At 40.2% G+C, this 24,159-nt stretch carries 25 protein-coding genes; 23 read left to right on the plus strand and 2 right to left on the minus strand.

Annotated features, from left to right (window positions below):
• The 8 genes from sdaAA to rnc all read left to right on the plus strand — a co-directional run bounded on the left by sdaAA (position 1) and on the right by rnc (position 7,452).
• Positions 1 to 885 (plus strand): L-serine ammonia-lyase, iron-sulfur-dependent, subunit alpha, encoded by an 885-nt coding sequence (gene sdaAA / locus KO561_RS08670; protein ID WP_231096708.1) that lies wholly within the window; start codon positions 1 to 3, stop codon positions 883 to 885.
• 6 nt (positions 886 to 891) lie between these two features.
• Positions 892 to 2,925, plus strand: a complete 2,034-nt coding sequence (gene recG / locus KO561_RS08675; RefSeq protein ID WP_231097078.1) for an ATP-dependent DNA helicase RecG — start codon at positions 892 to 894, stop codon at positions 2,923 to 2,925.
• Positions 2,926 to 3,044: 119 nt separating this feature from the next.
• Entirely contained in the window at positions 3,045 to 3,617 is a 573-nt protein-coding gene (gene fapR / locus KO561_RS08680) for a transcription factor FapR (protein ID WP_231097079.1), read from the plus strand.
• Positions 3,618 to 3,620: 3 nt separating this feature from the next.
• Positions 3,621 to 4,625: a phosphate acyltransferase PlsX gene (gene plsX / locus KO561_RS08685; RefSeq protein ID WP_231096709.1), complete on the plus strand. Its 1,005-nt coding sequence runs from the start codon at positions 3,621 to 3,623 to the stop codon at positions 4,623 to 4,625.
• A 4-nt stretch (positions 4,626 to 4,629) separates the two neighbouring features.
• A complete protein-coding gene (fabD, locus tag KO561_RS08690) occupies positions 4,630 to 5,571 on the plus strand; it encodes an ACP S-malonyltransferase (RefSeq protein ID WP_231096710.1) in 942 nt (313 codons plus the stop codon).
• The gene (gene fabG / locus KO561_RS08695; RefSeq protein ID WP_231096711.1) at positions 5,571 to 6,311 is read left to right on the plus strand and encodes a 3-oxoacyl-[acyl-carrier-protein] reductase; all 741 of its coding nucleotides are present in this window, start codon (positions 5,571 to 5,573) and stop codon (positions 6,309 to 6,311) included. Before fabD ends, fabG begins: the two co-directional genes overlap by 1 nt.
• Positions 6,312 to 6,353: 42 nt before the next feature.
• Positions 6,354 to 6,587 (plus strand): acyl carrier protein, encoded by a 234-nt coding sequence (locus tag KO561_RS08700; RefSeq protein WP_231096712.1) that lies wholly within the window; start codon positions 6,354 to 6,356, stop codon positions 6,585 to 6,587.
• 166 nt (positions 6,588 to 6,753) lie between these two features.
• Positions 6,754 to 7,452, plus strand: a complete 699-nt coding sequence (gene rnc, locus KO561_RS08705) for a ribonuclease III (protein WP_231096713.1) — start codon at positions 6,754 to 6,756, stop codon at positions 7,450 to 7,452.
• Positions 7,453 to 7,627: 175 nt separating this feature from the next.
• On the opposite strand, the gene KO561_RS08710 is transcribed toward rnc, so the two are convergent.
• On the minus strand, positions 7,628 to 7,849 hold the full coding sequence (locus tag KO561_RS08710) for a DUF1128 domain-containing protein (RefSeq protein ID WP_231096714.1): 222 nt from the start codon (positions 7,847 to 7,849) through the stop codon (positions 7,628 to 7,630).
• Positions 7,850 to 8,022: 173 nt separating this feature from the next.
• Between KO561_RS08710 and smc the strand changes: the two genes are divergently transcribed.
• The 12 genes from smc to ylqF all read left to right on the plus strand — a co-directional run bounded on the left by smc (position 8,023) and on the right by ylqF (position 18,827).
• Positions 8,023 to 11,589 (plus strand): chromosome segregation protein SMC, encoded by a 3,567-nt coding sequence (gene smc, locus KO561_RS08715; RefSeq protein WP_231097080.1) that lies wholly within the window; start codon positions 8,023 to 8,025, stop codon positions 11,587 to 11,589.
• 14 nt (positions 11,590 to 11,603) lie between these two features.
• Entirely contained in the window at positions 11,604 to 12,593 is a 990-nt protein-coding gene (gene ftsY / locus KO561_RS08720) for a signal recognition particle-docking protein FtsY (RefSeq protein ID WP_231096715.1), read from the plus strand.
• 74 nt (positions 12,594 to 12,667) lie between these two features.
• Entirely contained in the window at positions 12,668 to 12,994 is a 327-nt protein-coding gene (locus tag KO561_RS08725; protein ID WP_231096716.1) for a putative DNA-binding protein, read from the plus strand.
• Between the two features lie 13 nt (positions 12,995 to 13,007).
• Entirely contained in the window at positions 13,008 to 14,351 is a 1,344-nt protein-coding gene (gene ffh / locus KO561_RS08730) for a signal recognition particle protein (RefSeq protein ID WP_231096717.1), read from the plus strand.
• Positions 14,352 to 14,433: 82 nt separating this feature from the next.
• Positions 14,434 to 14,706, plus strand: coding sequence for a 30S ribosomal protein S16 (gene rpsP / locus KO561_RS08735; protein WP_231096718.1), 273 nt, complete (start codon positions 14,434 to 14,436; stop codon positions 14,704 to 14,706).
• Between the two features lie 14 nt (positions 14,707 to 14,720).
• Positions 14,721 to 14,948, plus strand: a complete 228-nt coding sequence (locus KO561_RS08740) for a KH domain-containing protein (RefSeq protein ID WP_231096719.1) — start codon at positions 14,721 to 14,723, stop codon at positions 14,946 to 14,948.
• A gap of 84 nt (positions 14,949 to 15,032) precedes the next feature.
• Positions 15,033 to 15,419, plus strand: a complete 387-nt coding sequence (locus tag KO561_RS08745; protein ID WP_231096720.1) for a YlqD family protein — start codon at positions 15,033 to 15,035, stop codon at positions 15,417 to 15,419.
• Positions 15,420 to 15,431: 12 nt separating this feature from the next.
• Complete coding sequence (gene rimM / locus KO561_RS08750; RefSeq protein WP_231096721.1) at positions 15,432 to 15,953, plus strand: ribosome maturation factor RimM; 522 nt, start codon at positions 15,432 to 15,434, stop codon at positions 15,951 to 15,953.
• Complete coding sequence (trmD, locus tag KO561_RS08755; RefSeq protein ID WP_231096722.1) at positions 15,950 to 16,693, plus strand: tRNA (guanosine(37)-N1)-methyltransferase TrmD; 744 nt, start codon at positions 15,950 to 15,952, stop codon at positions 16,691 to 16,693. Before rimM ends, trmD begins: the two co-directional genes overlap by 4 nt.
• A gap of 118 nt (positions 16,694 to 16,811) precedes the next feature.
• Positions 16,812 to 17,156, plus strand: coding sequence for a 50S ribosomal protein L19 (rplS, locus tag KO561_RS08760; protein ID WP_231096723.1), 345 nt, complete (start codon positions 16,812 to 16,814; stop codon positions 17,154 to 17,156).
• A 227-nt stretch (positions 17,157 to 17,383) separates the two neighbouring features.
• Positions 17,384 to 17,941 carry a signal peptidase I gene (gene lepB, locus KO561_RS08765; RefSeq protein WP_231096724.1) on the plus strand — a complete coding sequence of 186 codons (558 nt, stop codon included), beginning with the start codon at positions 17,384 to 17,386 and terminating at the stop codon, positions 17,939 to 17,941.
• 19 nt (positions 17,942 to 17,960) lie between these two features.
• Complete coding sequence (gene ylqF / locus KO561_RS08770; RefSeq protein ID WP_231096725.1) at positions 17,961 to 18,827, plus strand: ribosome biogenesis GTPase YlqF; 867 nt, start codon at positions 17,961 to 17,963, stop codon at positions 18,825 to 18,827.
• 540 nt (positions 18,828 to 19,367) lie between these two features.
• Here the strand turns inward: ylqF and KO561_RS08775 are convergent.
• Complete coding sequence (locus tag KO561_RS08775; RefSeq protein ID WP_231093844.1) at positions 19,368 to 20,591, minus strand: IS110 family RNA-guided transposase; 1,224 nt, start codon at positions 20,589 to 20,591, stop codon at positions 19,368 to 19,370.
• A gap of 578 nt (positions 20,592 to 21,169) precedes the next feature.
• On the opposite strand from KO561_RS08775, the gene KO561_RS08780 reads away from it, so the two are divergent.
• From KO561_RS08780 to KO561_RS08790, 3 genes are read left to right on the plus strand one after another with little or no spacing between them, the layout of a single operon-like run.
• Positions 21,170 to 21,940, plus strand: a complete 771-nt coding sequence (locus tag KO561_RS08780) for a ribonuclease HII (protein WP_231096726.1) — start codon at positions 21,170 to 21,172, stop codon at positions 21,938 to 21,940.
• A 9-nt stretch (positions 21,941 to 21,949) separates the two neighbouring features.
• The gene (locus KO561_RS08785; protein WP_231096727.1) at positions 21,950 to 23,737 is read left to right on the plus strand and encodes a hypothetical protein; all 1,788 of its coding nucleotides are present in this window, start codon (positions 21,950 to 21,952) and stop codon (positions 23,735 to 23,737) included.
• Entirely contained in the window at positions 23,734 to 24,075 is a 342-nt protein-coding gene (locus KO561_RS08790) for an EscU/YscU/HrcU family type III secretion system export apparatus switch protein (RefSeq protein WP_231096728.1), read from the plus strand. The genes KO561_RS08785 and KO561_RS08790 overlap by 4 nt, the downstream gene beginning before the upstream one ends.
• Positions 24,076 to 24,159: the final 84 nt, after the last annotated feature.

Raw genomic sequence — 24,159 nt, forward strand, 5'->3', positions numbered from 1 at the left:
GTGTTCAGAAATGTAGCAGAATTAGTAGAGATTGCCGAGACGGAAGGCATTTTAATATCAGAAGTTATGATTAGGCAAGAAATGGACGTCAAAGACGTAACTAGAGAACAAGTTATGTCACAAATGGAAAGAAACTTAGAAGTGATGGAAAAAGCCGTAGAAGATGGATTAAAAGGGGTTAAATCCTATTCGGGGCTAACAGGAGGAGATGCGGTCCTCTTGCAAAACTACATGAGAGATCATGAGCCTCTTTCAGGTACCTTGCTTCTAGATGCTGTGAGTAAAGCAGTAGCGACTAATGAAGTAAATGCGGCGATGGGGACGATTTGTGCCACACCTACTGCTGGAAGCGCTGGATGTGTACCGGGAACGTTATTTGCGGTTAAGAATCGTTTAAATCCTACCAGGGAACAGATGGTTCGCTATCTCTTTACCTCAGGGGCATTCGGTTATGTGGTTGCCAACAATTCGTTTATCTCTGGTGCGGCAGGCGGATGCCAAGCAGAAGTGGGGTCTGCAGCAGCTATGGCGGCAGCTGCTATCGTAGAAATGGCGGGGGGAACTCCACAACAAAGTGCAGAAGCTTTCGCCATTACGTTAAAAAATATGCTAGGATTAGTATGTGATCCTGTTGCCGGCTTAGTGGAGGTTCCGTGTGTAAAAAGAAATGCAGCAGGAGCTTCCAATGCCATTGTATCAGCTGATATGGCATTAGCAGGTGTAACGAGCCGTATCCCTTGTGATGAAGTAATCGGTGCGATGTATCGTATCGGAAAGTCGATGCCTTCTGCCTTAAGGGAAACAGCAGAAGGAGGATTGGCAGCTACACCAACAGGAAGAGCGATTGCATCACGTATTTATGGAATACCCGTAGAGAAAGAGTGAGGAATGTTGTTATCTGATCCAGTAGCGACGATAAAAGGTGTTGGAGAAAAATTAGAAGCAGATTTATTTGGCTTAGGCATTGAAACGGTAGAGGATTTACTGTTTTACTTTCCGTTTCGATATGACATATTTGAAATAAAGCCATTACATCAGCTCATTCATGAAGATAAAGTAACGATTGAGGGGAAGGTTATCGGAAATCCTTCCCTTGTTTTTTATGGAAAAAGAAAATCCAAATTGTCGGTCAATGTTCAAGTGGAAAATGTTGTGGTCAAGGCAGTCATGTTCAACCGTGCCTTTGCTAAAAAGCAATTGCAAGATGGAGATGTAGTAACTTTTACAGGGAAATGGGATCAGCATCGACTTCAGATAACCGTGCAAAACTACAAAAAGGGTCCTGCAAGCTCCCAAAACCCAATTGAACCTGTCTATCCATTAAGAGGTTCGGTAACGAATATTCAGCTAAAAAAATTGATGAAAACAGCTCTTACCCAATATAAAACGGACTTAGTCGAAATCTTTCCTGACTCCTATTTGACGAGCTATAAGCTTCCGAGTCGAGTGGAAGCAATTCGTCAGTTGCATTTTCCGAGTAACCATATGAAATTGAAGCATGCCCGCAGACGTTTTATTTATGAGGAATTCTTGTTGTTCCAGTTGAAAATGACTTTGTTACGTAAGCAGAATAGGGAAACGACCTCAGGTGGAAGTCAGACAATTGATGAACACAAGGTAGAAAAATTTATTCAAACCCTTCCTTTCCCTTTGACCAATGCCCAAACGAAATCCTTAAAAGAGATATTGGAGGATATGAAATCACCATATCGAATGAATCGGTTACTTCAAGGGGATGTAGGATCTGGAAAAACAGTAGTCGCAGCTATTGGCTTGTACGCAGCTAAATCGGCTGGAAACCAAGGGGCGCTGATGGTTCCGACAGAAATTCTAGCAGAGCAACATTATGATTCATTAAAAAATACATTTGATGATACCGTATCGATTGCGTTATTAACCGGATCTGTAAAAGGGAAAAAACGAAAAGAAATATTGGAAAAGGTTGCTCAAAAGGAAATCGATATTTTAATAGGGACACATGCATTAATTCAAGAGGATGTGGTCTTTAATCAGCTAGGACTTGTTATTGTCGATGAACAGCACCGGTTCGGGGTAGAGCAGCGCAGAATTTTACGTGATAAAGGTTTATATCCGGATGTATTGTTTATGACGGCTACCCCAATTCCACGAACGCTAGCGATTACGGCTTTTGGCGACATGGACGTATCGATTATCGATGAAATGCCAGCAGGTCGGAAGGAAGTAAAAACGTATTGGGCGAAGGAAAATATGCTAGATCGAGTTTTGACTTTCATTCAATCTGAGGTTGAACAAGGGTACCAAGCTTATTTTATCTGTCCTTTGATTGAAGAATCGGACAAGCTAGACATCCAAAATGCCGTCGATCTCTTTCATCAGCTAGAAGAGTACTATCAACCTTCTATAAAAGTAGGATTAATGCATGGTAGGTTGCATACAGATGAAAAAGAAGAAGTTATGAAAGCTTTTGCGAACAATGATATTCAAATTCTCGTTTCGACTACCGTCGTCGAAGTAGGAGTGAACGTGCCGAATGCAACCGTAATGGTCATATATGATGCAGAACGTTTCGGATTATCACAGCTCCATCAGTTAAGAGGACGGGTAGGAAGAGGAGATGCTCAAAGTCATTGTATCTTAATAGCAGACCCTAAAGGAGAAGTTGGAAAAGAAAGAATGAAGATTATGACGGAAACGTCCAATGGGTTCGAATTGTCTGAGGAGGACTTGAAGCTCCGTGGACCAGGGGACTTCTTTGGTAAAAAACAAAGCGGACTACCAGAATTTAAGATCGCCGACATGGTTCATGATTATCGGGCTTTAGAAACAGCAAGAGTAGATGCACAGGAGATCGTTTCGAAACAGCTTTTGGACGACCCATCTTTTCTCGCATTAAAGAAAATTCTTCTTCATGACCCAACGATGCAAGGTGCTGTTCTAGATTAGGAGAATATTTCACCACTTGCATAATTTGGAGTGGTATTATATATTACTATTAGTACCTAGTCATAAGACGGCTTTTCTTAGTCTCGACTAAGGAAAAAGGATAATGGACGGTGGCAGATTTGAGAAGAAATAAGAGGGAACGGCAAAGCCTATTACAAGAAACGATCAAAGAAATGCCGTTTATTACGGATGAAGAATTAGCAAAACGATTTGATGTTAGTATTCAAACCATTCGTTTAGATCGAATGGAATTAGCGATTCCAGAATTAAGAGAGCGGATCAAATTTGTAGCAACGAACCAATGGAATGAAACGGTTAAGGCTTTACCTATCGATGAAGTAATTGGGGAAGTCATCGATCTAGAACTAGATGAACGTGCAATCTCCATATTAGACATCGGTGAAGAGCACGTGTTTTCCCGTAATAAAATTGCTAGGGGACATCATTTATTTGCACAAGCTAACTCACTGGCAGTAGCAGTAATTAATGATCAGTTAGCTTTAACCGCTAAAGCAGACATAAAATTCACGAGCCAGGTTTTTCAAGGGGAACGGGTTATTGCCAAGGCAAAGGTTATTCAATCTCAAGCGATTGATCGAACAAAAGTAGAAGTGAAAAGTTTTGTGGACAACAAACAAGTTTTTGTAGGGACTTTCACAATGTTCCGATCGAATGAGAAAGAAGGAGAATAAATCATGAGAATTGCGATAGATGCAATGGGTGGAGACCATGCTCCTAAAGAGATCGTATTAGGGGCGATGGAAGCCGTTAAACACATACATAACTTAGAAATTGTATTAGTTGGAAATCAAGAAAAAATCGATCCTTACTTAAAAGATTCAACGAACATCACGGTTAAGCATACGACCGAAGTGATTACAGGGGACGACGAGCCTGTTCGTGCGGTTCGTCGGAAAAAAAACTCATCTCTAGTATTAATGGCAAATGAGGTCAAAGAAGGCAAAGCAGATGCCTGTATCTCTGCAGGAAATACTGGGGCATTGATGAGTGCTGGATTATTCGTTGTTGGGCGGATTAAAGGGATTGAGCGGCCAGCGTTAAGTCCGACTCTGCCTACGAGTGACGGTAAAGGTGTTCTTTTATTAGACGTCGGAGCCAATGTGGAGGCGAAAGCGCAACATCTCCTTCAATACGGAATTATGGGAGCCATTTACACCGAAAAGGTTCGCGGCGTTCAAAATCCTAGGGTTGGATTATTAAATGTTGGAACAGAGGATGGCAAAGGGAATGATTTGACGAAGAAAGCATTTGAATTGATGCAGCAGGCACCGTTTCATTTTGTTGGAAATGTGGAAGCGAGAGACATCCTTTCCGGGGTGGCAGATGTGATCGTTACAGACGGATTTAGTGGAAATGTTGCACTAAAAACGATTGAAGGAACTGCGGACTTAATGTTTTCAAAGTTAAAAGAAACATTTATGTCGAATCTTAAAACGAAGCTTGCAGCGGGAATGGTAAAACCCGAATTAAAAGGGTTAAAAGATCAGCTGGATTACTCGGAGTATGGAGGAGCTGGCTTGTTTGGTTTAGCAGCACCTGTTATTAAAGCGCACGGATCCTCTAACGCAAGAGCAATCTTTAACGCCATTAAACAAGCTTGTCATATGGTAGAACATAACGTAACAATGACGATACAAGAAACGGTTGAATTGATTCAAACCGACAACGGAGAGGAGTAATACGATGAAACGAGTAGCGTTTGTTTTTCCCGGTCAGGGATCTCAATCAGTAGGTATGGGAAAAGAAATGTACGATCGTTATCCAGAAGTAAAGGACCTCTTTCATCAAGCGGATGAGTGGTTAGATCTGTCCATTACAAACTTAATGTTTGAAGGTCCGGAAGAAACATTAACGAATACGGAAAATGCGCAACCAGCCCTACTATTAACGAGTAGTGCCATTCAACAGGTTCTTCAAAGAGAAGGTGTCCAGCCAGTTGTCACAGCTGGACATAGTTTAGGTGAATATAGTGCACTTGTAGCTTCCGGAGTATTGCGTGTGGAAGACGCATTACCTTTGGTTCAGACACGCGGAAAACTTATGGAGCATGCTTTTCCAAAAGGAAAAGGCGCGATGGCAGCTGTATTAGGATTGACTACAGAACAAATTCAAGAGGCACTTGAGCAGTTAGGAGAAGAAGAGGTAGTAGACCTAGCGAACTTAAATTGTCCCGGTCAAGTCGTTATTTCTGGTACAAAGGCTGGGATTGATGCTGCGATTCCTTTGTTGAAAGACTCTGGTGCAAAACGTGTATTGCCTTTGAACGTGAGTGGTCCTTTCCACTCTCGATTAATGGAACCTGCCGCTAAGGATTTTGCAAGTGCGTTAGACCAAGTTAAATTAAAGAATGCAGACATTCCTATTTTTGCAAACGTAACGGCAGAAAAAACAACCGATCAAGAGATGATAAAAGATTTACTCGTTAAGCAGTTGTATTCTCCTGTTCGATTCCATGAAATTTTAGAGCGGATATTGGAAGAGGACGTAGATGCAGTTGTGGAAGTTGGGAATGGCAAAGTGTTAACGGGATTGGTGAAAAAAGTGAACCGCAGAACAAAGACGTTCTCTGTTCAAGATCCTAGTTCCCTTGAAGAGTTTTTACAATGGTACAAGGAGGATGCTTAATGTTACAAGAAAAAGTAGCACTCGTCACAGGTGGTTCACGAGGAATCGGAAAAGCAATTGCTATCGAGTTGGCAAAACAAGGAGCAAGTGTAGCTGTTAATTTCTCGGGGAATGAGCAAAAGGCTCAAGAGGTTGTCAAAGAAGTAGAGAAGCTTGGACAAAAAGCAATAAAAATAAAAGCAGATGTATCCTCCGAAGCAGATGTAAAAGAAATGATTAAAACCGTAACGGATACTTTCGGGCGCTTGGATATTCTCGTTAACAATGCTGGAATCACGAGAGATAACTTGTTGATGCGAATGAAAGAAGAAGAATTTGATAAAGTCATTCAAACGAACTTAAAAGGTGTTTTCTTGACGACTAAAGCCGTTACGAGACAAATGATGAAGCAAAAAAGTGGGCGAATTATCAATATCGCTTCTGTTGTCGGAGTGAGCGGAAATCCTGGTCAAGCAAATTATGTGGCGGCTAAAGCCGGTGTCATTGGTTTGACGAAAACAACAGCAAAAGAACTAGCAAGTCGTAACATTCTCGTTAATGCGATAGCACCTGGGTTTATAGAAACCGATATGACGGACAAACTATCGGAAGAACAACGTAGCGGTATGTTAGAGCTTATTCCTTTGGCTAAACTAGGAGCAGCAGAAGATGTAGCAAAAGTCGTACGTTTCTTAGCCTCAGATGATGCCAACTACATAACGGGTCAAACCATTCATGTTGACGGTGGAATGGTGATGTAATAATAAAGAATTTGTAGATTTTTGAAAGGGGGTGAATGAATCGTGGCAGATACTTTGGAGCGCGTAAAAAAAATCGTTGTAGATCGACTAGATGTAGAAGAATCTAAAGTAACAATGGAAGCTTCTTTTAAAGACGATCTAGAAGCAGACTCTCTTGACGTAGTAGAGCTTGTTATGGAACTTGAGGATGAGTTTGACATGGAGATTTCTGACGAAGAAGCGGAAAAAATTCAAACAGTTGGTGATGCTGTTAAATACATAGACAGCACACTATAAAATGTCCTATTAGGGGATGTTCAGAATTTATCCTCCTTTTTGAAGAGGACTTTTATATGTAATAATGAATGAGAGTCTCGCAGACGCGAGACTTTCTCTGTATCGGTTTCTCCTAGAATAGGAATAGATAGACGAGTGTACACTGTTAGGGTAATTTTATTTAGGAATGGTGAGGGCAATGGAATTTTCATCTTTACAAGAAAAAGTGGGCGTAACGTTTCAGAACGAAAAGCTGTTAAAGCAAGCATTTACTCATTCATCTTATGTGAATGAGCATCGTAAAAAAGATTATGAGGATAACGAACGATTAGAATTTCTAGGAGACGCGGTGCTAGAGCTAGGCGTATCCCAATACTTGTTTAAAGAGTATCCGAAGATGGAAGAAGGGGAACTAACAAAACTCCGCGCATCTATCGTCTGTGAGCCATCTTTGGTGAATTTTGCTAGGAAAATTGGATTTGGAGACTATATTCTTCTAGGAAGAGGAGAAGAAATGACAGGTGGTCGAACGAGACCGGCATTACTTGCGGATGTATTTGAATCATTTATCGGTGCTCTTTATTTGGATCAAGGCTATGATATAGTCTTACAATTTCTGGAGAAGTTCGTTTTCCCTGAGATCAGTAATGGTGCTTTTTCGCATGGGATGGATTATAAGAGTCAGCTTCAGGAGGTCGTTCAACGGAACAAGAATGGAAACGTGGAATATGTCATCATTGAGGAACGCGGACCGGCCCACAGCCGAGAGTTTGTTTCTCAAGTCCTCATAAAGGGTCAAATGTCTGGAGAAGGTATTGGTCGAACGAAAAAAGAAGCAGAACAAAGAGCAGCCAAAACAGCCTTAGACGCCTTGCTCCATGCGTAGAAAAGCTGGTACATCCCAAAAGGGGACGTACCAGCTTTTATGTTCCTATTAAGTTTTACCATTTTACGAATGTTCCTTATAACCAATAGTCATAGTAAACAATAAGGAAGGTGGTGTGATCACCTTTCATAGGAAAGGCCCCGGTTGTAACTCTAAAGACATCGCCAAGCTTCAATTATTTTCTATAGGAAGAAAGCTCTTCTATAAAGGCTTGGATTTCTGGAACACTTAAATTTCCTTTATGTTCGAGCATGTCATAGAGCTCCTTCAATTGATCGTAGCTTTCTAACTTATAGTCCTTTGGGTCCATGATGGACCGGTTGACGACCTGAAGCTTTTTCGCCATTTCATCAATTATGTATTTCAGGTTATCTTCGTTTGCTTCATTCAAATTCAAAGTACCACTCCTTCTATTTTCCTAGAATTTCTTCTAAGTACTTGTAGTCTATGATAAAATAAAATGATTGAAAAAGTAAATGCATCCAAACAAAGAGATATAAGTGTGTGTTCAAAAAGGAGGATAAACCGTACTTTTTGAACATCCTCTATAAAGCAATGGGAGAAATGATTATGTTCCTTAAACGATTAGAAACAGTAGGGTTTAAATCTTTTGCAGAACGAATCTCTGTAGATTTCGTACCTGGCGTGACTGCAGTTGTTGGCCCTAATGGAAGCGGAAAAAGTAATATTATAGATGCGGTTCGCTGGGTGCTTGGAGAGCAGTCTGCGAAATCTCTACGTGGTTCGAAAATGGAAGATATTATTTTTCAAGGTAGTGATTCACGAAAACCGTTAAATGTTGCGGAGGTCACCCTTGTACTTGACAACACAGATCAAGCACTACCTGTCGATTATCATGAGGTAAGCGTAACGAGACGTGTGTTTCGTTCTGGGGAAAGTGAGTTTCTCATTAACAAACAATCCTGCCGATTGAAGGATATTGTTGACTTATTTATGGACTCTGGTTTAGGAAGAGAAGCATTCTCTATCATTAGTCAGGGGAAAGTCGAAGAAATCTTAAGCTCCAAAGCCGAAGAAAGAAGAAGTATCTTTGAAGAGGCGGCGGGTGTGTTAAAGTATAAAAATCGTAAGAAGAAAGCCGAATATAAGCTAGCAGAAACACAAGAAAACTTGAATCGAATTGAAGATATTATTTACGAAATTGAAAACCAACTAGAGCCTTTAAAAGAACAGGCGGCTGTAGCAAAAGACTACCTTGAGAAAAAAGATCGTCTGAAAGAGCGTGAAATTTCCTTGCTTATCGCAGAAATTGAGCTGCTTCATGCAGAATGGAAAACGATTCTTCAGGAATTAGAGTCAGAAAAAGAAAAAGAAATTGCTCTGAAGACGAAAATTCAACAGCAAGAAGCGAAGTTGGAGGAAGAACGAAGCTCCATAGAGGATTTAGATTCCCATATTGAGTCCTTGCAGGATTCCTTACTACGATACACGCAAGAACTAGAAAATCTAGAAGGTAAAAAACAACTCTTGCAGGAACGCTCTAAGCATTACCATGAAAACAAAACAAACCTAGAATTAGAAATCACCCAGCTGCAGGATAAGTCAGAAGGTATTCGAGAGAATCTTGCCAGTGAGCAGCAACGTTTAACTACACTCGAGGCAAAGCGTAATGACACGAAGAAGCAGCTGTCTGAGTTAAACGAGGAGCTTTCGTTAACCGAGAAAAACATTGAAGAGCAAATTGAAGAATTAAAAAGTGATTATATTGAACGATTAAACGAGCAAGCGGCCAAACGCAATGAAAGACAATCGATTGAAAAGCAAGTAGAACAGATCACCTATAAAATGTCTCAACAAAAAGAGAAGTTTAAAGGGTCTATTTCTGAGCGTGATAAATGGAAAACGGAAGTAGATCGGTTAGAATCCGTGCATACAGAAGCTAAAGAAAACTATTCGAAATCGGAAGTGGTCTTCCAGAATACGAAAAAATCGCTTGATGTAGAAAAACATAAATATCAAGACATGCAAACAAAGCTTTATCAAGGCTATCAACATATTGAAAAATTGAAGTCTAAAAAAGAAATGCTTGAAGATATGAAAGAAGACTTTCAAGGCTTTTTCTATGGCGTTAAAGAAGTATTGAAGGCTAGAGAGGATCGTGTTCTAAACGACATTGAAGGAGCAGTTATTGAGCTCATCCAAGTCCCTGATAAGCATATAACTGCAATAGAAACTGCTTTAGGTGGACAAGCACAACACGTAGTTGTAAAAGATGAACAAGCAGCAAGAAAAGCAATCAACTGGTTAAAACAAACCAATAAAGGTCGAGCAACCTTTTTACCTTTAGATACGATAAAACCAAAGATGATTGGCAAAGATTTAAGAAGTGGGGCGGAACGCCACCCTGGCTTTGTAGGAATTGCATCAGAACTGTTAAACTTTAATCCCACTTATAAAGATATTGTTCATCATCTGTTAGGTAATGTTGTGATAGCGTCTACGTTAAAGGATGCCAATGAAATTGCCTCTATTCTCCAACGCCGATTTAGGGTTGTTACATTAGATGGTGATGTCGTAAATCCAGGCGGTTCCATGACGGGGGGAGCGGTTAAAAAGAACAACCAATCCTTGTTTACCCGTGAAAAGGATTTACAGGACATCAATGTGAAGCTGGAGGATTTTGAGAAAAAAGCCGTTGCCTTTGAAAGACAAGTGAACGAACAAAAACAAAAGGTTACACAGCTTGAAGAACAACTAGAAGAGCAAAGGGAAACGATTAGACAGGCTCAGGAAACCGTTCAAAACCGTCAAGCGGACTGGAAAGAGATGGCGCTAAAAGTTAACCATCTTAATGACAACCTATCACTCTTTGATCAAGACAATCATCAATACGAACAAGAGCTAGAAGGATTGAACGAACGTGATCTTCGATTAGAAGAAGAGCTAAACACGTTAAGCCATATGTTAGCCAGCATCCAAGAAAACATCGATCAGTTATCGAAGCAACAATCTGAATACAAGGAAAATCAAGATCGAATCCAGTCCGCTTTCCATCAACATCAGGTTACACTAGCAGAAGAAGAGACAGAGGTTCGAAGTCAACGAGAGAAAGTGGAGAACTATCAAGCATCCTTACGAGAAGTAGAAGAAAGTTTAGCAGAAAATAAGCAACAACTACAAGAATTGATGGATATGCACGAGAGTGGAGAGTCCATGAATGAGTTAGACTCAAAACTAGAAGAGAAACAAAAACAAAAAGAAGATGTGACAGAGCAAATTCAAACGAAACGTCAAGAACGATATGCGAGATCACAAGCTGTTCAGGATGCTGAACGTGAAATGAAGGAAGAAAATAGACTTTATCAGTTCTTGATGCAACAGATTCAAGATAAAGAAGTAAAGTCCAATCGGTTAGATGTGGAATTAGAAAATCGTTTGAGCCATTTGGAAACCGAATATAAGCTGACGTTTGAAAAAGCACAACAAACCTATGAGAAAGCGGAAGACATCGAAGAAGCGAAGCGTGCAGTAAAACTTATTAAACGAGCCATTGAAGAGCTTGGTACTGTTAACTTAGGTGCGATTGATGAGTATGATCGTATCGAAGAACGTTATGCCTTCTTATCCGAGCAGAAGCTTGATCTTGTTCAAGCGAAGGACACGCTTTACGGTGTTATCTCCGAAATGGATGAAGAAATGAAGCGAAGATTTGATGAAACGTTTTCGAAAATTAAAGAAGAGTTTACGATTGTTTTCCAAGAGCTTTTTGGTGGTGGACGTGCTGAATTAAAACTTACTGACCCTAGCAATTTATTAGATACTGGGGTAGATATCATTGCACAGCCACCTGGTAAGAAACTACAGCATTTAGGTCTTCTGTCTGGTGGAGAAAGAGCGCTAACGGCTATTGCTTTGTTATTTGCTATTCTACGCGTTCGACCAGTACCTTTCTGTATTTTGGATGAAGTAGAGGCGGCGTTGGATGACGCGAATGTAAACCGTTTTGCTCGTTATTTAAAGGTATTCAGTCATGAAACGCAATTTATCGTCATTACACACCGAAAGGGAACGATGGAAGAAGCAGATGTCCTATACGGGGTAACGATGCAAGAGCTTGGTGTATCTCGTCTCGTATCTGTTCGATTAGAAGACGCTCCGGCCTTAGTGCAAGCTTAAGAAAGGAAGATTGGATGAGTTTTTTCAAGAAATTAAAGGATAAATTTTCAGGGAATGTAGCAGATGAAGAAGTATCAGATAAGTTTAAAGAAGGATTAAGCAAGACGAGAGGTTCTTTTTCTAGCAAAATCAATGATTTAGTGGCACGTTATCGAAAAGTCGATGAGGACTTTTTTGAGGATTTGGAAGAAATTCTGATTTCTGCAGACGTAGGTGTTACGACTGTTATGGATCTTATTGATGAACTGAAAATGGAAGTCAAGCGCCGCAATATTAAGGAGACAAGTGAACTAAAAGAAGTGATTTCTGAAAAACTCGTTGACATTTATTATGCCGATGATGACGAGCACATGGAGGAGCTTCAAATCAACCATGATGGGTTGAATATTGTCCTTTTCGTTGGCGTAAATGGAGTAGGGAAAACAACAACGATTGGAAAGCTAGCACACCGCTTAAAGAATGAAGGGAAGAAAGTTGTGCTCGCAGCTGGAGATACGTTTCGTGCTGGCGCGATTGAACAGCTTGCCGTTTGGGGTGAGCGTGTTGGAGTCGAAGTCATAAAGCATAGTGAAGGAAGTGACCCGGCTGCGGTTATCTATGATGGAATCCAAGCAGCTAAATCTCGTGGAGCGGATGTGCTGTTGTGTGATACAGCAGGCCGATTACAAAACAAAGTAAATCTTATGAACGAGCTTTCTAAAGTGAAGCGAGTAATCGAAAGAGAAGTGCCAGGTGCTCCGCATGAGGTATTACTAGTGTTAGATGCAACAACCGGTCAAAATGCGATGAGCCAAGCGAAAACTTTTTCTGAATCAACGAATGTTACGGGTATTGTCTTATCGAAACTTGATGGAACAGCAAAAGGTGGAATCGTTTTAGCGATCCGCAATGAACTCGATATTCCGGTAAAATTTGTAGGGTTAGGGGAAAAAGTAGACGATCTTCAGCAATTTGACCCTCACGCATTTGTTTATGGTCTGTTTGCTGATATGCTAGAAGAGTAAACCTTGACAGAGAAGAAACACTCCGATAGTATTTCTTAATGTAAAGGCATTTCACTTAACAAGGAGTGCTAGAGGTGTTAGAAAAAACGACTAGAGTCAATTACTTATTTGATTTTTACCAGGAACTATTAACGGATAAGCAGAAAAAATACATGGAAATGTATTATCTGGAGGATTTTTCGTTAGGGGAAATTTCAGAAGCCTATGGAGTATCGAGACAAGCTGTCTATGACAATATTAGACGAACAGAGTCTATGCTCGAATCCTATGAGGAAAAGCTTCATCTTTACGAAAAGTTTGAAGAAAGAAAGCAACTTGTTGAGCAATTAGAAGATTTCTTAAAGCAACAAAATGGGGAAGTACCTAATCCCATTATTGAATCTTTAAAAGAACTAGATTAGGAGGGCTCCTTCTATGGCATTTGAAGGTTTAGCCGACCGTTTGCAAAATACGATTCAAAGAATGAAAGGCAAAGGGAAGGTTACCGAGCAGGATGTAAAGGAAATGACCCGTGAAGTACGTCTAGCTCTTTTAGAAGCAGACGTTAATTTTAAGGTCGTCAAACAATTTATTAACAAAATTAAAGAACGTGCTGTTGGCCAAGAAATCATGGAAAGTCTGACTCCAGGTCAACAAGTTATTAAAGTCGTAAAAGAAGAACTTACAGCTTTGATGGGTGGAGAGCAAAGTAAAATTGCTGTTGCTGATCGACCGCCAACCGTCATTATGATGGTTGGTTTACAAGGTGCGGGGAAAACAACTACGACAGGGAAGCTAGCAAATTTATTGCGGAAGAAGCACAACCGTAATCCATTGCTCGTTGCAGCGGATATTTATCGTCCCGCAGCTATTGATCAGCTTCAAACCCTAGGGAAACAGCTTAGTATGCCGGTATTCTCACTTGGAACAGAAGTTAGTCCAGTAGAGATTGCGAATAAGGCGATGGAACAAGCAAAGGAAGAGCATCATGATTATGTCATCATTGATACAGCTGGTCGCCTTCATGTTGATTCTGACTTAATGGATGAGTTAACACAGATTAAAGAAAATGTGAAACCAGATGAGATCTTCCTCGTTGTGGATGCAATGACTGGTCAGGATGCCGTAAATGTAGCGGAAAGCTTTAATGAACAACTGGATATTACAGGGGTTGTCCTTACTAAACTAGATGGGGACACTCGTGGTGGTGCGGCACTATCGATTAAAGCTGTTACGGACACGCCGATTAAATTTGCTGGTATGGGAGAAAAATTAACAGATTTAGAAGCCTTCCATCCGGAGCGTATGGCCTCTCGAATTCTTGGCATGGGAGATGTACTTTCTCTGATTGAAAAAGCCCAAGAAAACGTGGATGAAAAACGCGCGAAAGAATTAGAAGAGAAGATGCGGACGGCATCCTTTACTTTTGATGATTTCTTAGAGCAGATGTCACAAGTTCGGAACATGGGGCCTTTAGAGGACTTACTAGGCATGCTCCCAGGCGCGAACAAGATGAAAGGCATGAAAAACCTGCAAATCGATGAGAAGCAAATCTCACACGTGGAAGCAATCATTCAATCCATGACGAAGCAAGAACGTTTGGACCCTAGTCTTATTAATGCGAGCCGAAAAAAAAGAATTGCTAAAGGGTCTGGTCGTAATGTGGCAGAAGTAAACCGATTGCTGAAGCAATTTAATGAAATGAAGAAAATGATGAAGCAAATGACGAACATGCAAAAAGGGAAAAAAGGCAAAGGATTCAAGTTTCCGTTCATGTAATGTAAAAACACTTTACAGACATGAAAACTTCTGATAAAATCTAAACTTGTGAAAATCTTTTTATGTTGGAGGTGCAAAATACATGGCAGTTAAAATTAGACTTAAACGTATGGGTTCTAAAAGAAATCCATTTTATCGTGTAGTTGTAGCAGATTCTCGTTCACCTCGTGATGGACGTATTATTGAGCAAATTGGCACATACAATCCGGTTGCAAATCCGGTTGAAGTAAAACTTGATGAGCAAAAAGCTTTAGACTGGATGACAAAAGGTGCAAAACCTAGCGATACTGTACGTAACTTATTTTCTAACGAAGGCATCATGACGAAATTCCACGAATTGAAAAACCAAAAGTAAAGTAGTGTGATTCCATGAAAGCCTTGATTGAAACCATTATAAAACCTTTAGTCGACTTTCCTGAAGAAATCCAAGTAACAGAGAAAGAAGAGCAACATAAGATTACGTACCATCTTACTGTTCATCCGGATGATGTAGGGAAAGTAATAGGAAAAAATGGTCGAATTGCAAAAGCGGTTCGAACAGTTGTGTATGCAGCTGGAACAGATACGAATAAACGTATTTATTTAGATATCATGTAAAGGGAAGGGGGAACCTTTCCCTTTTCACATGTTTGAAAGGTTCTTGGAAAAACTATATAAGATTCCGTAGAGGAGTTGGGTGGAATGCAAGTCATTCGTAAGATTCCAGTAAAACAAGTCTTGACTGAATCAAGTAAACAAAAGCTACATAACCAATTTGTTAGTCATCAAAAGCAACTTGAACAAGAGTGTCAACAGCTTCAGTTTGAGCAGAGAAAGCTATTGAGTAAAAAAGGAATTTCCCGTGAAGAAGTGACAAAAAGATTTCAACAGGAAATTGCGCAAAGAACAGACAAGCTTAAGTGGATCGAATTTCAACTTGATCAGTTGGAAACCCTTCCGCTTGGAAGTGAGTTAACAGAAGGTGAAGTTGAATCTCTTGTTGAGGTTGAAGTTGGAAGTAACTGGGAAGAACTATTTGGTAAACAAGCTATCATCGTAAAAGACGGAATCGTTACCAAAATAAAATAGTAGGTGAAAGATATGACAAACCATTTATATAATGTAGGAAAAATCGTGAACACTCACGGTATTCGTGGCGAGGTGAAGGTCGTTCGGATAACAGATTTTGAAGAAAGATTCGAGAAGGGCGAGACTTTATACTGGGTATCGTCTGAAGGGGGAGAGCCTATTCCTTTAACGATAGATGGGCATCGTATTCATAAGCAATTCGATTTACTCCACTTTAAATCGTATGACTCTATCAATGATGTGGAACGATTTAAGAACGGTATGTTAAAAATAGAGGAATCCCAGCTTACACCACTTGAAGAAGGGGAATACTACTATCACCAAATCATAGGTTGTGAGGTGGAAACAGTAGAAGGGGAATTTCTCGGAAAAATAAAAGAGATTTTATCACCTGGTGCGAATGATGTCTGGGTAATTCAACGTCCTAAACAGAAGGACTTACTTATTCCCTACATTGAAGAGATTGTCGTTGATATTAATGTAGAGGAAAAGAAGGTCAAGATAGATCCAATGGAAGGACTGCTAGATGAATGAAAGTAGATATTCTAACACTATTTCCAGAAATGTTTGAAGGAGTTTTCAGTCATTCTATCTTGAAGAGAGCAACTGAATCAGGCGCTTTTTCCTATAATCTAGTGAATTTCCGTGAATATACGGGAAATAAACATAACAAAGTAGATGATTATCCGTATGGAGGAGGGGCTGGTCTCGTCTTAAGCCCACAACCGATTTTTGATGCATTGGAAAACATCTCAACAGATACAAGTAAGAAACCACGGATTATTTTGATGTGTCCACAAGGAGAGTCTTACACGCAACAGAAGGCAGAAGAGCTTGCTAAAGAAGAGCACCTTATCTTTATTTGTGGCCATTATGAAGGTTACGACGAGCGTATTCGTGAACATCTCGTCACCGATGAGATTTCCATAGGCGATTACGTATTAACGGGTGGAGAGCTTGGAGCTATGGTAGTTGTAGATAGTGTCATCCGCTTGTTACCGAGTGTGCTAGGAAATGAGGCATCAGCACCAAACGATTCCTTTTCAAGTGGTTTGCTAGAGCACCCACATTATACGAGACCAGCAGATTTTCGAGGGATGAAAGTACCTGATGTTTTATTATCTGGAAACCATGCCAAGATCGAAGAATGGCGAAAGCAGCAATCGTTAAAAAGAACACTTGAACGACGCAAGGATTTACTAGAACATTATCCATTAAGTGAGCAAGATAAAGAATGGCTAAAACAATGGAAAGATCATGATAATTTAAGTTGAACTACACTAGTAATTATGTTATATTATTTGTTGTGCTTGAGTAATATACTTAAGTCGTATAAACGATGTTCCGCTTTCTGATTTAGATAAGAGCATTGGTTTGGAAGGAGTGTTGGATGTGCAACATATTATTGATGAAATTACAAAAGATCAACTTCGTACTGATTTACCGAAATTCCGTGCAGGGGATACGGTGAAAGTTCACGTTAAGGTTGTCGAGGGTAACCGTGAGCGTATTCAGGTATTCGAAGGTGTTGTAATCAAACGTCAAAATGGTGGAATCAGTGAAACATTTACGGTTCGTAAGATTTCTTACGGTGTAGGTGTTGAACGTACATTCCCAGTACATTCTCCACGAGTTGACAAGATTGAAGTTAGCCGTCGTGGTAAAGTACGTCGTGCGAAGCTTTATTATCTACGTAAACTACGTGGAAAAGCAGCCCGTATTAAAGAAATTCGCTAACTTTTATGGTAAAAGGAGCTTGCGCAGTCAAGCTCCTTTTTTCTAACCTTAAATCCGTATTTATGCTCATTCCTCTATACCAATGAATCGGATGGAATCAAGCCGTTTTACTGGTATAGAGATCTGTTTCCGCATATGCTAAAGAAAAGCGTTCAAGAAAGAATGGCATAAATGATAGGAAAAAGGGTAATAAAGAGAGAGAAAGCTTTGATTTGGAGGGAAGGTAAGTGGCCAGAAAGAGGAATGAATGGTTGGATTGGTTAAAAGCATTGATCATAGCTGGTCTATTAGCCTTTTTTGTCCGAATGTTTTTGTTTACACCAATCGTAGTGGATGGCCCATCAATGCTTCCTACCCTAGAGGATGGGGATCATATGATTGTAAACAAGTTTACTTATTTTGTGGGAGAACCAGAACGATTTGACATCGTCATATTTCATGCCACCGCAAAAAAAGACTTTATTAAACGAGTAATCGGGTTACCAGGTGAACATGTTGAAGTAAGAGATGAAAGCCTATATATCGATGGGGGAAAAGTAGAGGAACCATTTCTAGATAAAAAAAAGGAAGAATTAGACGAAAACGATGTTTATACGTTTGACTTCACTTTAGAGGATCTTCCTGGTAATTACAGTGAAATTCCCCCTGATCATGTTTTAGTGTTAGGGGACAATAGAAGTAACTCAACAGATAGTAGATTATTAGGGCTTATCCCTTACGATCAGATTGTGGGAGAGGCTGCAGTATTATATTGGCCTCTGGATCGATTTAGGTTTATAAATTAATGGTAGGTGAAGGATTGTTATGACCATTCAATGGTTTCCTGGTCATATGGCCAAAGCGAAACGAGAAGTTCAAGAAAAATTAAAGCTTGTAGATTACGTCATTGAATTATTAGATGCACGTGCACCAGAGTCTTCACAAAATCCGATGCTTCACCAAGTGTTGCAAGACAAGCCGCGAATGGTCGTACTGATGAAAAAGGATTTGGCAGATCAGAAGGCGACAGATCGATGGATTCAACATTTTTCTAACAAAGGGATTCCAACCGTGGCCGTGGATGTTCAACAAAAGAAAGATATCGAACATGTTATCCAGATTGCACGTGATATGGGGAAAAGCAAGATGGAAAAGTTAAAGAAAAAAGGGATTCGTCCTCGACCAGCTCGCGCCATGATCATAGGTATCCCGAACGTTGGGAAGTCGACCTTGATTAATCGATTAGCCCATAAGAAAATTGCAAAAACAGGTGATCGACCAGGTGTTACGACTAGTCAACAATGGATCAAAGTGAAAGACTTTGAGTTACTTGATACACCAGGTATTTTATGGCCAAAGTTTGAGGACGAAGTGGTCGGCTATCGTCTCGCAGCGTTAGGAACTATTAAGGACCAGCTACTCCCTATGGAAGATGTGGCAGCATTTATCATCCGTTATTTGAAGGCTCGCTACCCATCTGTTTTAACAGATCGGTTTCAACTATCCTTACATACAGAGGATATGATGGAGATCTTTGAATCCATTGGAAAGCTTCGAGGCTGTCTGGGTAGTGGTGGAATCGTTAGCTTAGAAAAAACAGCAGATGTCATTATTAGAGATTTACGAACTGGTAAAATGGGAGGTATAAGCCTAGAGTGGCCGGAAATAGAAAAAGAGGCATCATCATCGTGATGGTGTCTCTTTTCTTTCGACCTCTTTTATACCAAAATATAATTACCATCTTTAAAAACGAACGATACAAGATAGGGAGCGAAGGAATATAAATTTTCATAGTTGGATCTTTATTTGTATTTTATATAAAATGCGACGTAACGAAATAAGGACTCGTATATACTTTATCAAGTTGACTGCTAATGCGGCGCTGCAGAAAAATACTCGCTTTCCGTGGGGAACGCCTCAGCCTCCTCGCTCGCAAAGAACGCTCACTGTGGGGTCTTCAACTGTTCCTTTCCCACAGGAGTCTCGCATTTTTCCGCAGCTTAGTACGGAGTTCTTTTCAAGTCAGAGGTGTTTCTTGGTCTATTCATTTTATAGGTTTAATAACCTACTATATTAGAAAATACCTACAAGCGTAGGCAGAATGCGGAGACTCCTACCATGAAAATAAGGTTCTAATATATGGAAAAATGGCAATACTAAGGTAGACGCAGCTCATTCGTTTTTTTGAGGAGAGCGCCACATTCTAAGATCTAATGAAGTTGGAGAATAATTTTAAGACACTTTTGGTTCCACAATTGTCACTGTGTAACCTAAACTCTCTAATCTTCGTAGTGAATGCTTAACAACGGATTGTTGTCTTTGTTTGTCGAAGTAATCTTCTCCTAAATCTACATACATTTCTTTTCGTGTTAAGAGATAATAGGAGATTCGTAATATCGCATGAGCTACAACGATTCCTGCACGCTTTTTACCTTTACGTGAAGCTGTTCGCCGGTAAAGTGCACCAAGGTAGTTTTTGGATCCTCGAACAGAATGAGCTGCTTCAATCAGTGCTGATTTAAGATACTTGTTTCCATTCAACGTTTTAGATGATTTACGTTTTCCAGCACTTTGGTTATTTCCAGGAACTAATCCAGCCCATGAACACATTTGAGGTGCAGTAGGAAATTGCTCCTTTATATTTGTACCAAGCTCTGCAAGCATTTGTTCCGCCATTTTTCTCCCAATACCAGGAATGGAATCTAAACGGTCTATATCTTCTTGAGAGTCTTCCATCCTTTTCGCTATCTCTTTATCTAGTTTATCGATTTGATCCGTCAGGAAATCGATATGATCTAGAATCGTTTTTATCATGAACCGTTGGTGTTCTTGAACATACCCTTGAAGTGCGAGTTTCAATTCATCCTTTTTCTTCTTCATTACTCCTCTCGCAAAGGTTGTTAACTCTTCGAGATCATCATTTCCTTCGGATATGGATCGAAGCATATCACGAGCAGAAACTCCCATAATGTCAGAAACAACAGAACCAAGTTTGATATTAGCTCCTTCTAACACTTTTTGAATCCGATTATATTGTCTGGCACGCTCTTCAATAATACTTCGACGATAACGAACAAGTTCACGTAATTCTCGCTGGTTTCGATCAGGAATAAAACTAGCTTTAAGTAAACCGTGACGAAGTAATTTGGCTATCCATTCGGCATCTTTCACATCCGTTTTACGCCCGGGGACAGCCTTAATGTGTTGAGCATTCACAACTAGATATTCAATATCTTCTGCTTCTAGTAGATTGACAATGGGTTTCCAGTAGACACTTGTACTTTCCATTGCCACATGGGTACACTTATGTTTCTTCACCCAGTCCACCAACTCAATTAGATATATGGTTTTAGTTGAAAAAGTTTCAATCTCCTTTCCTTCTGTTGTAATGGCACAAGCGGTAATGGTATCCTTGTGGACATCCATACCACAAGCATTCTCAATGATTACATCCATTGAAAACATCCTTTCTACGGCAAATAATAATGGAGGCTGGCGCAACAACCAGAATAGGGTTAATCTACCATGAGTGCTTCCCTTAAAAGGAGCAACAGTCTGTGATGCACCGTGGTCGAAGGAGTCAGACTGCGGGTAGGGCTCTCACGCACCAAGGAGTCTCGACCTTCCTCATCCAGCCGTAGCATCAGTATAGCCACACAATAACTATTTTCATTCTCTGTGGTGTATAGCTGTTTTCGCGATACATGAATGACTGCGGGAACAGCGCGAGCCGAAGATCCCGCAGGAAGTGGGGTTCTTCCGAGGAAGCTGAGGCCGTGCCCGCGGAAAGCGAAGTAATCTGCCGGAGCGTGGCATTAGGCTTCACTCCATTACTTTTTTAAATGAAATTTTTAATCAGAGTTACGTCGCAATTTCAATCAAATGAACGAAAATCCAACCATTGAAAGAGTACCGTTCTAAGCTACGTATCCTGCAATCTTTCATCATTAGTGAGGAAAGTTTCAGTTTTGTCCCACCCTGAATTTTAAAAGTAGATAGAAAGTGCCGATATAAAGGAGTAGGAGGGTATTGTTATGATTACCTATACCATTTCAGATATAAAAAAATTACTAGCAACCAATTCTTTTACGAACGAGCAATTAACAAATTGGCGCAAGGATGATAGAAAAGGGGTACAACAGCTCCTACGCCAATACGATAAAGAGCAAGAACGTATTATACAAGAAAAAGAACAATTCGAATCCATGAGAGGATACGAACGATCAATCTGGAAAAATGGTTTTCGCTATATAGCAGGGATTGATGAGGTAGGGCGTGGTCCTTTAGCAGGTCCAGTAGTCGCTGCTGCAGTTATATTAACGCCTGATTTTTACTTACCAGGCTTAACAGATTCCAAGCAAGTTAGTGCAAAAAAACGAGAGATATTTTTCCAATACATCGTGGACCACGCTAAAAGCTATGGCATAGGAATCATAAATCGGGAAGAAATTGACCGGATTAATATTTATCAAGCTACGAAACAAGCAATGGAACGTGCAATATCACAGTTAGCAGTGAAACCAGATCATCTCCTGATTGATGCTGTTACATTAGATACAAATACTCCTAGCACTTCCATTGTAAAAGGCGATCAAAAAAGTGTATCGATAGCCGCTGCAAGTATTGTTGCTAAAGTGACGCGAGATCGAATGATGATCGAATATGATGTTCAATATCCGGAGTATCGTTTTGCATCTAATATGGGATATGGGACGAAGGAGCATTTGGAAGCAATTCAAGCACATGGAATAACTCCTATACATAGGCGTTCGTTTTCGCCAGTTCAGGAATATAAAGAAGGTTGAGGGATAAAAATGACGTCCATTTATGCTGGTATTACGAGATTAGCGCAACAATCGAATACACAAAACCAAGTACTTAGCCCTGGACAAGTCATTCGTGGAAAAGTACTCAAGCTCTTTCCGAATCAACAGGCCTTAATTCAATTAGGAAATCAGCAGCTAGTCGCTCAGCTCGAAACACCTTTAGCTAGTGCGGACCAGTACTGGTTTCAAGTGCAATCAGCAGGGGAATCCTTACATTTAAAAGTACTTTCAGATAAAAAGGCTTTAACGGAAGCACAAATGATTGCCCAGCTTATCCAAAGCTTAGGCTTGAAGGGACAAAAGGCAGGTCAAGACCTCCTAATGAAGCTTCTTCAGGAACAGATTCCTTTTACTCCGAAGGACATAAAAGCAGCCTTTCAATTACTGCAACAAAGCTCTGATAAAAAGGGTGCGATGGATACGCTCGTTTCTCTTTTTTCTGCTCGAATTCCTGTTTCACCAGCAACATTTGAAGCTTTTTCACTGCCGAACAAGTTGTCTTTTACTCAGCAAATGGAGACAACCTATCAAGCGCTAAAGACTCTTGATCAGCCTTCTAGTGAACAATTAAAGTTAGTAACGATGTTAGAGTCTTTAAGAAGTTCATCCGATATAGACTTTAGCTCTTTTTTTACTCGCCGAATTCAACAAGAGTCTGTATCGAATCAACCGATAACCTACAACCTCTTTCAAAAAGCAGGATTACTGGATAGCGATGTATCATGGGAAGTTTGGAGAACAGAATGGAACAAACCAATGGCGCAAGGCTCCATGCCATTTTCGCTAGAATCAAATCAAGTGAAACAAAAGCTTCAAGAACTTTTTGCTAATCAATTGCCCTTAAACTCGAACCAAAAGCAACAGCTAGCGACGTTAATCCAACGATTGGATGGCAACGGTCCTCGCTTAGATGCTCAATTAGCATTACTAGATAAATTTATAGATAAATTTCAAATTCGAAATGTGTTCTCATCGTTAGAAAATCGTTTGCAAGCTTCCATGTCCTTCCCGGGGCAGGAAGGAAGCCGGACTCCTGTGTTGCAAATGATTTCCGACTTTCAGCTAGACTCAACGAGTACGAAAGGATTATTAGATTTGTTAGCGAGGATGCCGGTTAGTCAAGATTCGTCGCCTAGCCATTTTTTGGCTCAATTGAAGCATGCTCTTGCTGTTCTTGGTATGGATCACGAACATCAAATCAATCAGCTTATGAAGCAGAATGCTTTAGAGCAGATGGAAGTAGATTCATCCATAAAATCTTTGTTAATAGATATGGTTCAGCAGGAAAAAGCATCGGGGAGTACTGCTCCGATTAGATTCGAACCACTTTTGCAATTGATCAACAGCGCTCAACTTGTTTCCAATCAACAATTGGGTCCTTATGTTCAAATAGACTTGCAAATACCTGGAGCGTCTCTAGGCTTTCGAGAGGACATAAACCTAACTTTTGAAGGACAAAAATCCGAATCGGGAGAAATTAATTCTGACTTTTGCCGTGTCCTATTTTATTTAAATCTCCACCAATTAGAAGAAACGATAATTGAAATGAATGTGCAAAAAAGAAACGTACATTTAACGATCTACAATGACCATCCACAAACGGAACAGCTCGTACAACAATTTAAGGAGGCTGTTCATAATGGATTGGACGCTCTTCAATATCAGTTAAGAACTCTTCAGGTAAAAGCAATACCAACAGATGTTGAGCGGAAGGAACTACAAACCTCTATACCTGCAGAAAATAGGGGTAGAAAGGGGGTCGACTTGAAAATATGAAATCAACGGGAGAACAAAAAGAATTTTCTAAAGCCGCCGCACTCCGCTACGACAAGGATAAGGAAACCTCTCCTAAGGTAACCGCACTAGGAAAAGGGTACGTAGCGGATAATATTATTGAAAAAGCAAAGGAGCATAATATACCGATTCAAGAAGATTCAACCCTTGTGGAACTATTATCAAAGCTTTCGATTAATGAATCCATTCCAGAGGATCTATATCAAGCCGTAGCCGAAGTGTTTGCTCTTGTCTATCGAGTCGACAAAAAAATAGGAGATTCCTCTAGTTCCTTATTCGAAAAAAATCCTTCACAAAAGAGAAATTTAGACGTAAGATGAAGGTTGGTACTAGCTGTTTCACAATGGTAATTTGTGGACAGTAGGTACTAGTTTTTATACAATAATACTGCAGTGAAAATTGGA

The organism is Radiobacillus kanasensis (assembly GCF_021049245.1).
GTDB lineage: Bacteria > Bacillota > Bacilli > Bacillales > Amphibacillaceae > Radiobacillus > Radiobacillus kanasensis.